At 42.4% G+C, this 11936-nt stretch carries 6 protein-coding genes; 3 read left to right on the top strand and 3 right to left on the bottom strand.

The genetic code is table 11. The annotated features are described in order from the left end of the window. The first annotated feature begins 36 nt into the window (after positions 1-36). On the top strand, positions 37-423 hold the full coding sequence (locus tag L2703_RS09015; protein WP_248970772.1) for a gamma-butyrobetaine hydroxylase family protein: 387 nt from the start codon (positions 37-39) through the stop codon (positions 421-423). Positions 424-561: 138 nt separating this feature from the next. Next, a complete protein-coding gene (locus L2703_RS09010; RefSeq protein ID WP_248970771.1) occupies positions 562-783 on the top strand; it encodes a hypothetical protein in 222 nt (73 codons plus the stop codon). Between the two features lie 209 nt (positions 784-992). Here L2703_RS09010 and acnB read toward each other — a convergent pair whose 3' ends face one another. Continuing rightward, on the bottom strand, positions 993-3590 hold the full coding sequence (gene acnB, locus L2703_RS09005; RefSeq protein WP_248970770.1) for a bifunctional aconitate hydratase 2/2-methylisocitrate dehydratase: 2598 nt from the start codon (positions 3588-3590) through the stop codon (positions 993-995). Positions 3591-3993: 403 nt separating this feature from the next. Here acnB and hxpB point away from each other — a divergent pair, with 403 nt between their 5' ends. After that, positions 3994-4659 (top strand): hexitol phosphatase HxpB, encoded by a 666-nt coding sequence (gene hxpB / locus L2703_RS09000; RefSeq protein WP_248970769.1) that lies wholly within the window; start codon positions 3994-3996, stop codon positions 4657-4659. Positions 4660-4775: 116 nt separating this feature from the next. Here hxpB and L2703_RS08995 read toward each other — a convergent pair whose 3' ends face one another. Continuing rightward, the gene (locus L2703_RS08995; protein ID WP_248970768.1) at positions 4776-7040 is read right to left on the bottom strand and encodes a patatin-like phospholipase family protein; all 2265 of its coding nucleotides are present in this window, start codon (positions 7038-7040) and stop codon (positions 4776-4778) included. Positions 7041-7157: 117 nt separating this feature from the next. Next, positions 7158-11600 carry an EAL domain-containing protein gene (locus L2703_RS08990; protein WP_248970767.1) on the bottom strand — a complete coding sequence of 1481 codons (4443 nt, stop codon included), beginning with the start codon at positions 11598-11600 and terminating at the stop codon, positions 7158-7160. Between the last annotated feature and the right edge of the window lie 336 nt (positions 11601-11936).

The raw sequence follows: 11936 nt of genomic DNA, 5'->3' as shown, positions 1-11936 counted from the left end.
CGATTTAGCGTTAATCCTTTTTTTATAGGTATCTTCATGACTCAATCAACGCCTACTGTTAGCGGCATTAAACTTAAGCGTCAATCTAAGTTATTAGAAGTCACTTTTGATAACGGTCAAACCTACAACATCAGTTGTGAAATGCTCCGAGTCTTCTCCCCATCTGCTGAAGTACAACGTCATGGCGATCCTATTTTGGTGACTCACAAAAAAGCCGTCAACATCACTGCGATTGAGCCTGTGGGCCATTATGCGGTCAAAATTGTGTTTGATGATGGCCACGACACCGGTTTGTATTCTTGGCAAGTGCTATACAATTTATGCAGCAATCAAGCCGAGCTATGGCAGCAATATTTGGCCAGATTACGGGCAGAAAAAGGTTCGCGTGAACCACTGATTAATATGAATATTAAGTATTCATAATGGATTGACTCAACGATACAACCTAGTCTCAATACTTTAGTTTCAACGCCCTATTTGCACAACTTTACTCACCACGATCAGCAATTGACACTAAAACGATTATGCTAACTCATAATCTTCACTTGTACCTAGGTGTGTATGAAACAGTTAATTCAACTTCCTGTCATTAAAGTGTTATTGCTCGGTTTGGCAATAATAAGCTTGAGCGCTTGCGCTCCAAGAGCCCATCATGGACACGCTAAAGCACCTACAAATCAAAAGACAGTAACAAAAGTGGTCGCTGTAAAACCAGCAGCATATCGCGTCGTTAATGTTGATAACGTTCTTAGGAAGGATGTGGTCATTATTAGAAAACGTTAAATGACCCTACTATAAATGCCAGCTATTTTGCTGGCATTGTTGAATGATAGGTATGGAGCTCAGTGTTAACAATGGCCTGCGGCTGTAAGTTGTAAAATTCCACAAAAGATAACACCTTATCAAAAAATCCAACACTTAAACTATCAAACCAAACAAAAATGCCAGCATTGCTGCTGGCATTTTTAATTCAACGTTTAACTAATTCAAGCTTAAACAGCAGATTGGAAAATCACGCTATCGGCTTTTTTAGTGTAAGAGTCGATTTGATCGAAGTTCAAGTAACGGTAAGTGTCAGCTGCTGTTGCATCTAACTCTTTCGCGTATTCTTGATACTCTTCTGGCGAAGGTAGGCGGCCTAGTAACGCTGCTACTGCGGCTAACTCAGCAGAGGCCAAGTATACGTTAGCGCCTGTACCTAAGCGGTTAGGGAAGTTACGAGTAGAGGTTGAAACAACCGTTGAGCCTTCAGCAACACGTGCTTGGTTACCCATACACAGAGAACAACCAGGGATCTCGATACGTGCACCGACACGGCCAAAGATTGAGTAATAACCTTCTTCCGTTAACTGATCTTTGTCCATCTTAGTTGGCGGCGCAATCCATAAACGTGTTGGCAGTGTTTTCGCAAACTTGTCTAACATCTTACCGGTAGCACGGAAGTGACCGATGTTAGTCATACAAGAACCCACAAACACTTCGTCAATCTTAGTTTGAGCAACGCTTGATAATAATACAGCATCATCAGGATCGTTTGGTGCACAAAGGATTGGCTCTTTAATGTCGTTTAAGTCGATTTCGATAATTTCAGCATATTCTGCATCTTTATCAGCTTCCATCAACTCTGGGTTAGCAATCCACTCTTGCATAGCGGTAATACGACGTTCAATGGTACGACGATCGCCGTAACCTTCACTGATCATCCACTTTAACATCACGATGTTAGAGTTGAGGTATTCAATGATAGGCTCTTTGTCTAGCTTAATGGTACAACCCGCAGCACTACGTTCTGCTGAAGCGTCAGATAATTCGAATGCTTGTTCAACTTTCAGTTGTTCAAGACCTTCGATTTCTAATACGCGGCCAGAGAAAGCATTGATTTTGCCTTTTTTCTCAACCGTTAGTAGACCCATTTCAATGGCTTTTAATGGAATAGCATGAACAAGATCACGTAATGTAATACCTGGTTGCATGGTCCCTTTAAAGCGCACTAAAACAGATTCAGGCATATCAAGAGGCATCACACCTGTTGCAGCAGCAAAGGCCACTAAACCAGAACCTGCTGGGAATGAAATACCAATTGGGAAACGAGTATGCGAGTCACCACCTGTACCTACGGTATCAGGTAAAAGCATACGGTTTAACCAAGAGTGAATCACACCATCACCTGGGCGTAATGAAACACCACCACGGTTCATGATAAAGTCTGGTAATGTGTGGTGCGTATCAACGTCAACAGGCTTTGGATAAGCCGCAGTGTGACAGAATGACTGCATGGTTAAATCAGCACTAAAGCCTAAACAAGCTAAGTCTTTTAACTCATCACGTGTCATTGGGCCTGTAGTATCTTGCGAGCCTACAGAAGTCATTTTAGGTTCACAGTATTGGCCAGGACGAATACCTGCAACACCACAAGCTTTACCAACCATTTTCTGTGCAAGGGTAAAGCCCTTGTCTGATGCTGCCACATCTTGTGGACGTACGAACACGTCAGATGCGCCTAAACCTAAGGTTTCACGTGCGCGGTCTGTTAAGCCACGGCCAATGATCAACGGAATACGACCACCAGCACGAACTTCATCTAACAACACGTCAGTTTTCAGTTCAAAGGTAGAGATAACTTCGTCTGTACCGCCACGTTTAACAACGCCTTCGTATGGGTAAATGTCGATAACATCGCCCATTTCCATGTTGCTCACGTCTAACTCAATCGGTAATGCACCCGCATCTTCCATGGTGTTGAAGAAAATAGGAGCAATTTTACCGCCTAAACAAAAACCACCAGCGCGCTTGTTTGGCACAAAAGGGATATCATCGCCCATGAACCACAATACTGAGTTAGTCGCCGATTTACGTGATGAACCAGTACCAACAACGTCACCAACATAAACCAGTGGGTGACCTTTTTGTTTTAATTCTTCAATTTTTTTGATTGGACCCACTTCGCCAGACACATCAGGTACGATACCGTCACGGGCGTTTTTCAACATGGCAAGTGCATGCAATGGGATATCAGGACGTGACCATGCATCTGGTGCTGGAGACAGGTCATCAGTGTTGGTTTCACCCGCCACTTTAAACACAGTCAGCGTCACTTTGTCAGCAAGTTTTGGACGGTTTAAGAACCAATCTGCATTTGCCCAAGACTCAACAACTTGTTTAGCTTGAGCGTTACCCGCTTGCATTTTTTCAACCACATCGTGGTACGAATCAAACATTAATAAGGTGTTTGATAATGCTTTAACGGCTAATGGCGCTAAGGCTGGGTTATCTAATTGAGCAATTAGCGGCTCAATGTTGTAACCACCTTGCATAGTGCCTAATAACTCTACGGCACGGTCAGCTGATAAAATAGGTGATTTCACAGTGCCATTGGCCACTGCGTCTAAGAATGCTGCTTTCACATAGGCAGCTTCATCAACACCTGGTGGAATACGGTTTTCTAATAAGTCGAGGACAGCAGCCTCTTCACCAGCCGGTGGAGTCTCAACTAATTTTACTAATTCAGCCACTTGTTGTGCATCTAATGGCTTTGGGACAATACCCACTGCAGCACGCTCTTCGACGTGTTTACGATATGCTTCTAGCACGGCAACATTCCTCTTTGTTTGACGCCTGACGGCGAAACTCAGCGCACACGTTGTTACGCTGATAATTCCACAGGTTCGGGCTTGAAATCCGACATTCAGTATACTACAGCTTTATAAAAGTATGAATCAGCTCACACTGTTAGAGGCATGAAATCAACTCGATTTATCACGCTATTGACCAATTTAAAGACTTAGTCAATCAATTAAAATTAGACAATAGTTTGAAACGGTTTTAAAAATATTTAAATACAAATGGTTACGCCACCCCTACTGATTAAAGTCTGCACAAAAAAATATCAGGTTTGATGATGAATTATTTTTTAAATAATCAATTTTAATTGTACCAAACAGCCAACATCGTGATAATTGCCGCCATAGCCAACATGTTTCAGGAGTCATTAGAGTGTCAACCCAAATAAAAGCCGTTATTTTTGATATGGATGGAATTTTAATCGACTCAGAACCCGCATGGCAGTTAGCTGAGCAAACTGTGCTAAATAGTTTTGGGCTTAATTTAACCTTGGAAGAAGTAGAACAAACCACCGGACTGCGTATTGACCATGTTGTGAGCTACTGGTATCAGCGCTTTCCTTGGCCAAATTATGATAATACCGCTACCGCCAATAAAATTGTCGATGAAGTAATTGCTCAAATCAATACTCATGGCAAGCCAATGAAAGGAGTGATTGACTCGCTAGAAGCCTGTAAACAACTGGGGCTTAAAATTGGCTTGGCGACATCATCGTCGTCAAAAATCATTCATGCCGTACTCGACAAACTTCATATTGGCCATTATTTTGAGGCGCTCGAGTCTGCTGAAAATTTAGCATTTGGTAAACCACACCCTGAAGTCTATCTAAATTGTGCTAGCGCACTCGGTATTGCGCCCAGCCAATGCATTGCAATTGAAGACTCGTTTAATGGCTTAATTGCTGCCCGTGCTGCCACAATGCAAACAGTGGCAATACCGGCGCCGCATACGGTTAATCAAGCCAAATGGGTGATTGCCCATCATAAGCTAGCTCACGCAGGATTATTACCCGCGCTGCTAGGGGAACTAGGCCGCTAAGCGGATAGTGCGCTTTGTTTCTAGGGCTGACGTCGTCCTGCTAGGAGCTGTTTCGCTGTTAAGATTTTATAGCCTCGAGCAGCGAAGCGTCCTGGCTGTAAGCTTAGATAAACTGCTTAAAAGTTCTTACCTAAAAATAAGTAAAATGCCTTATCGCCGCGGTCACTAAGCCCAAACCCCAAGGCTGCGGGGCCCCAATCGGTGTCAGTCCCGAGGTACAAACTGCTGGCGTAAATTAAATCGTCTAGGTCCATTTCACTGCGTTCAAACCACACATTACCGCCTTCAAGGCTAACACCTAGATATAAAGGTAAATCGGTAATCAGTACATCACGACCTAAGTCATACTGGTAAATCACTGCACTGAAAATTTTATGTGCGCCCACTAATGTGTCTTTACGGTAGCCTGATAAGTTTAAAAAACCACCTAGTTCTGCAACATGCAAGGTAAAGTTGCCGTCATTTTGTGTTGTTGCTAACTCAACTTTCCCCACAATGGCATGGTTACCTAGCTCAAGAGCCCCTTTCCAATCGGCCTCAAACTGCCAAGCTAAATCATCGTCAAAAGAATCGTCTGCGCTTATCATTCCACTGTAAGATTCATCTCGTAGATAGCTGGTAAAGGTAAAGCGGTTTCCTTCAGTAGGGAAACTAATGCTATTTAACGTGTCATAGGTCAGTTTTAGATAAGCACCAGTAGAATGGTAATTGATTGAGTTTTGTGCACTGACCTCGCTTTTAACTTGGCCGTTTTCCCCTACAAACCCAAGTTCTATCAGTCCATCGGAGTCATAGTTGTAACCCAGACCTAACTCAAATTGAGCAACATTATTTTCGAGCAACAAGTAGCTACTATCTTGATCAAGCAAATCCCAATTGCGCATCTGATATTGTAAACGCGCTAAACTGTAAAAGGTTTGGTCACGGTCAAGTGGCTGATAAAATTCCGACGCCACTAATTTACGATACCCCAGCTCAACTTCATTACGCCACTCGCCTCCCATTTGGGTAAAATCTGTCATGGTATAGGCTAAGCTTAAGGTAATGGCAGAATCTAAACTAAAGTCATCTTCCCAATTAAACCCAGCTTGAAAATAATTCGGGCCCCACGATTTTGCACGAGTCGTAATGGTGATAACTCGGCCTTGTTTTACATCTTTAAACTCAGCGTCAACACGCTCAAATTTATTTAAGGCATAGACCCGATTAATGGCTTCAGCAAGTTCTTCTTTGGTTAGTATGTCGCCTTTTTCTATGCCCAAACGTTCTCTAAGCAGTTTTTCACTCACTTTAGATTGATTTTTAAACGTTATTTTATAAATTGGCCTTTTAAGCGGATCGACCCAACGTAGGCTTTGCTGCTTTTTGTTCTCTTGATAGGCTAAATAGGCGGGTTCACTCATCCCGAGCTTTTTCAGTTTCTCTAATTGAATGTTAGCGGCGTCAACGCCCAATTTTAGCGCCAATGGCATAATAGAAAAGTCGGTGGTACTGAGCACATCGATGGCGGGACGGATCAAAATATCTCGCTCTGTCAGCAACGCTTTCTGCCTGGCGGTACTGGCTTGAGTTAATATCGTTGACAGCTGTTCAAGCACTGCCACTGTACTGTCTAACCTATCCTGACCAACTAATGGCGAACCAATATCTACCGCAATCACAATATCGGCGCCCATGGCTTTGATAACATCTACAGGCATGTTATTGGCGATACCGCCATCCACTAATAAACGCCCGTCAATAATCGCTGGTTGAAGTGCACCAGGTACGGTGGCAGAAGCTTGCATTGCTTGTACAACACTGCCGCTAGATAACACCACCGCCTCGCTCGTTGCCAAATCGGTTGCCACTGCACGATAAGGGATCGCTAAATCGTCAAAGTCTCCAAACTGCTCAACCAGATCAGTCGAATGCCTAAGGAGTAACGACATACTTTGCCCACGCAATAAGCCACTGGGTGAAGTTAAGCTATTGTTGTTATAACCAACAGTGAGTGGGATATTAAACTGATCTCGTTGTTGCTTGTCGCGATAACTTAAGCTTTCGCGCGGTATGGTGTCAGAATAACCTTTAGACCATTCGCCATTGAGCATGATGGTTTCTATTTGATCGGCGCTGTAACCTAATGCATACATACCTGCTACGTATGCACCAATACTGGTTCCGGCAATATAGTCTACGGGGATACGGTGTTTTTCAAGCACTTTGAGCACACCAATATGCGCCGTTCCCTTAGCACCACCACCACTGAGCACCAGGCCAATTGTAGGTCTTTCTTTTGTCGTTTTAGGTGCAGCTATTGCGGGTTGAGTCACCACACTAAAACACAAAAGGCTAAGCAAAAAATAACCTAGCTGATTAAGACGCAAAATGGTTTGCATAAATTATCCCGCAATTAAATAAACACACCCTATTCTAGCAAAGTATCGCTTATTCACACACTCATAAGCTCCGGCTTATCTTAAATAAACCACTGGCCGTTGGGGCAGGCTGTTTAATTACTGGTATTGCTTCATATACAGTTCAAGCTCGGCTTTGGGCATGGGTTTTGCAAAATAATACCCCTGAATAATGTGACAGCCACGCTCAACAACTTGCGAGAGTTGCTCAGGTGTTTCAACCCCTTCTGCAATGACTTCTAAAGATAAGTTTCTTGCCAGCTCAATAATACTGCTCACAATGGCCTGATCGGCTTGGTTTTGGTCAATATGGATCAAAAATGACCGATCGATTTTAAGTGCATTCACTTTAAACGATCGTAAATAGGCTAAAGACGAATAACCTGTGCCAAAATCGTCAATCGCAACATCAACGCCCAATTGCTTAAGGGCTAATAAATGTTGCGTGGCAATCTCAACCTCTTTCATTAACACGCCTTCGGTAATTTCAACTGACAAACATTGTGCTGGCATTCCTGTGCTATGGAGTGTGGCAGTGAGAAAATCAATAAAATCCGGCTGCCTAAAATGCATGGCAGACACGTTGACCGATACCAGGAGGTTTTGCTGCAATTCTTGGCACCATTTTGCCCCATCAAGACAAGCTTGAGTGAGTACCCAGCGGTCAATTTCAACAATCAAACCACATGACTCTGCAATACCAATAAACACATCTGGACGCACTAAACCATCAACAGGATGACGCCACCTAATGAGTGCTTCAACACCAAAAAGGTTTTCTTTATTCATATCCACTTGTGGTTGGTAATAGACCTCAAATTCGTTAGCAGCAATGGCCTTGTGTAAATCCGCTTCTAGGCGTAAATGGTAGAGCGCTTCAGCGTTTCGCTCAGCTGAGTAATATTGAAAATTGCCTCTCCCCTCATCTTTTGCATGATACATTGCCAAATCGGCATTTTTGATGAGTGTTTCGGGGGTTTGATCATCTCCTGACCAAATACTAATACCGATACTGGTCGAAATAAAAAACTCTCTACCATACAGTTTAAAGGGCATTTCAATCTGCTGTATTAACTGCTTGGCAATGTGGTTAATGGTGTCAATGTCTTTTGCGTCACGCAATAAGATGACAAATTCATCCCCGCCAAAACGGCACAATAAATGTTCTTCAGACAGGCAACCCTGTAACCGATTAGCGGCCTCAACAAGTAACGCATCTCCCATGCTATGCCCATAAGAATCATTAACATGCTTAAACCTATCTAAATCTAAAAATAATAACGCGAGTGTTTCCTTTTGCTGTTTTGCAACCTCGATAACCTGACCAAGGCGTCGCGAAAACATTGAGCGGTTAGCCAATCCCGTTAGCATATCGTTATTGGCTAATCGCCTGAGATGTGACTCATTGTGTTTGCGTTCGGTAATGTCTGAAAACACCACGACATAGTGCAGAGGTTCTGCATTGCCCTTTTCCATTGTAGACACGTTCATCCAAACAGGACATTTCGACTCATCAATACAAGTAAACTCACATTCGCCCGTCCAGTAACGGTCATGGTCAAATACCTCCTCCATGTCAAAAGGCTCTTCAGAGTGCTCAACCAAAGTAATAAATGGCTTGCCAATCAGCTCACGTTTATTAGCAGATAAAATCAGATTGGCGGCGGTATTACTGATAATAATGTCCTTATTAATATCTAAAATAAGCATGCCTTCTGAGGTATTCTCAAAAGCCTGAGCCAGTAAATTCACCTCACTTTCAAGCGCACGCTTTTGTGTAATATCAGTAAACATACCTGCCGCGTGAACCACTCTGCCAGTTTGCGAGTCGGTCTTAATGGGTCGTCCTTTTACTCTTAACCAATGCCAAGACTTATCTAATCGATGTAAATAGCGATATTCAATATCAATCATGTCGGTGATGCCGCTTGTAAACTCACGCCAAACGGCAAGCGCACGTTCAAGATCGCCTTTATGAATCGGTAAGTCTTTCAGCTTGATCTCAATCGTGTCTTCGCTGCCTAATACACCACTGCGGTTATCGAGTAATAATAATTGCGTGTCTGCGTGCCACTCCCATAAATCTGAGTCGCTACCTTTAAGTGCTTGACGCAACCTGTCATCACTTTCTTGTAAGTCGTTATTGATTTGTTTAAACCGCTTAATTTGCCTGTGTCTATACAACAGAAGCACAAAACCTATCAGCAATATTACAGCCGTTAATGCTCCTTTAAATTGCTGCGATTTCCACCAAAATTGTTCTACCGTAAATGAATATTGAAACGGCGTACTCGACCAAATACCATTACGTTTATAGCGTAATTCTAAAATGTATTTACCCGCCTCTAATCCGGCAATATTAATTTGTGACTGTCCTTCGAGTAACAAATAGTTACCTGGCTCTGTGCCACTTTTTACAAGCCGGTATTGCAAGGTCATGGGCCTTTCGTCGAGGTAATCGTTTAAGGCAATATGAAAGCTAATCAGATTGGCACCGGGCTCGACTTGAGTAAGTTGGCTGGGGATTAAATACACCGCGGTGTTATCGTCATAGTAAACTGACACAGACTCGAGCAGCACATTGTCGTGAGCCGTTCTCGATGCCAACTTATCTAAATCAATTAGCATTGCGCCATCTGGTGTGCCAATAAAAAAGCCAATATTGTTATCGTAAAATTGGGCGGCTTCATTAAACTCATCAGATATAAAGCCATCTTTATGACTAAACGAGCTGACTTTACCCGTATTTTTATTTATTTTAATTAATGCACTAACACACCCTACAATATAATCCGTGCTAGTTTGTTGTAAAAAGTACACCACTTTACAATCAATCTGCCACTGTTGGTCGAGCGATTTAGTGGCATTGGTTTGGGTATTCAGTTCAATAATCCCTTGTTGTGTTGTCCCTAACCAAAGAATATCTGGCGCAACTTGCATCAAAGAATTGATCATTGGCTTATTTTCTAAATCACTGAATATGCCTAACTGCGAATGATAAGCACCATTAACATCGACATAACCAAAATTTTTGCCTCCTGTGATCCATAACCTGTCTTGATCATCTCGTAAAAAGTCACTGTACCAGGTATTAGCAGGTTCTTTTTGGGCATCAAATAACGAGGCGAGTACTAGGTCTTTATTGCCTTCTTGCCAATAATAAAGCCCCTTGTTAGTACCAATCCATAACCGTTGTGGTATTAATTTGTCGCGGTACAATTTAACAATCACTTTACCGTCTAACGACTCTTTACCCCCGCTCCAACTCGCAAAGTCAGTCCCTGCATTGGTTATTTTATTCACCACATACAGGCCACTTGTAGTACCTAATACAATATGATTTTCATCCAAGGAGGCCAGCGTATATATGCTGTCACTAATTTTTAATCCTGGCGGAATAACAGTTATCGAGCTCCCTTTACCCTCTACAACGGATAAACGACCGTCAGTTCCAAACCAAATTTTGTCGCCTTCGGTATAAATCGACCAAACCATTTCATTGGCAAGTTCGTAGGGTGATTTGCTTGAGTACTTTTCAATAAGAAATGCCTGTTTACTGGCAACGACCGCTAGGCCATCTCCAGAGCCGCCCACCCACAATAAGCCGTCTGTATCTACCGCAATGTCATGAATGTAATCAATATTGGCTTGTTGTTTTAATTCATCTTTATAAATCGTCAACTGATTACTCTGCTGTTCCCACCAAATCAAACCACTGCGGCTTGAAATCCACAAATCGCCATTCAGATCCTCAGCCATTTGTTCAACAAAATAAGGAATGTCTTTGATTGCTTTAATTGTTAAAGAGTCAGGAAAAAGCTGGTGCAACCCATTTGATGTGAGTAACCAAACACGTTGTTGTTTATCTTGAAATATGTTTTTGATTAGACCGTTTTTGTCTGTCCAGGGGAAATCGCCCAAAAAGGTGCCATCGGCAAGGTGGATTTGTAGGTGACTTTTAGTCGCAAACACATATTGACCATCATGCAGCTGCAAAGCCTTTATCCAAGATAATTGATTGTCTAAATTAAATTGAGTCGCTAATACTAACGACTGTGTAGCATCATCGTAATAGTAAACCTTGCCAGAATAACTCAGCAGCAACAATTGATTATCTAATTGGCGCTGATAGGCAACGACGCGAATGCTCTGATCCGTCTTGGAGGCCGCATTTTCTGCTGGATTAAGCAGTAAACGAAACTGATTATCAAGAATGTTGTACAAATAAAGTGATGACTGAGTGCCAATAAGTAAGTGGTCTGAACCAGAGTTGATCACCGACGTAATAAGCTCATCATTTAATACAGAATCAAAGCCAACCTTGTCTATGCGTCTTACTTTACTGTTACTGACTCGGTATAAGCCTTCTTGCGTCGCTAACCACACAAACCCGTAGTGGTCAAAACTAATGTCCTGGATCCTTGCATTTGCTAATCCATCTTTAGCGTTAAATACCCGCTGAACAATTTCAGCACTACTCACCGGCAATACCACCAGTGCCAATAGCAAAGTACAACTGAAAAATAAAAATGCTTTAATCATAAATAAGGTCTATTCACTTATGCATATTTAATGTGGGTGTTTTCATTGGTATTCCTTGCAAGCGCCTGTGTCATGCTGCAATGCATTGCTGACACGCCCATTTTTTCGCAATATAAAGACTGTTTTAACACTATTAATACATTAAAGTCACTAACTTATCGTAAGCGCTGGTTAATATTTGGCGGTGTAATTTCATTAACCTAAGCGCAGCATAAGGAATGTATTGATAATCATACAAATCAACACGTTAACTTTAACTTCTTTCAAACATGGCTTTGGTTTAACTCACAAGGCAAATGAGCGCACCAGCAGTGAGTTTACTGCAATTGCATTCAA

The sequence above is a fragment of the Shewanella basaltis genome (genome assembly GCF_023283885.1).
Taxonomy (GTDB): domain Bacteria; phylum Pseudomonadota; class Gammaproteobacteria; order Enterobacterales; family Shewanellaceae; genus Shewanella; species Shewanella basaltis.
This window is presented reverse-complemented; position numbering and strand designations above follow the sequence as displayed.

What these genes read in the sequence shown, in the direction of transcription:
- L2703_RS09015 (WP_248970772.1), top strand. Translation starts at nt 37, where the DNA reads ATGACTCAATCAACGCCTACTGTTAGCGGCATTAAACTTAAGCGTCAA.
- L2703_RS08990 (WP_248970767.1), bottom strand. Translation starts at nt 11,600, where the DNA reads ATGATTAAAGCATTTTTATTTTTCAGTTGTACTTTGCTATTGGCACTG.
- L2703_RS08995 (WP_248970768.1), bottom strand. Translation starts at nt 7,040, where the DNA reads ATGCAAACCATTTTGCGTCTTAATCAGCTAGGTTATTTTTTGCTTAGC.
- L2703_RS09010 (WP_248970771.1), top strand. Translation starts at nt 562, where the DNA reads ATGAAACAGTTAATTCAACTTCCTGTCATTAAAGTGTTATTGCTCGGT.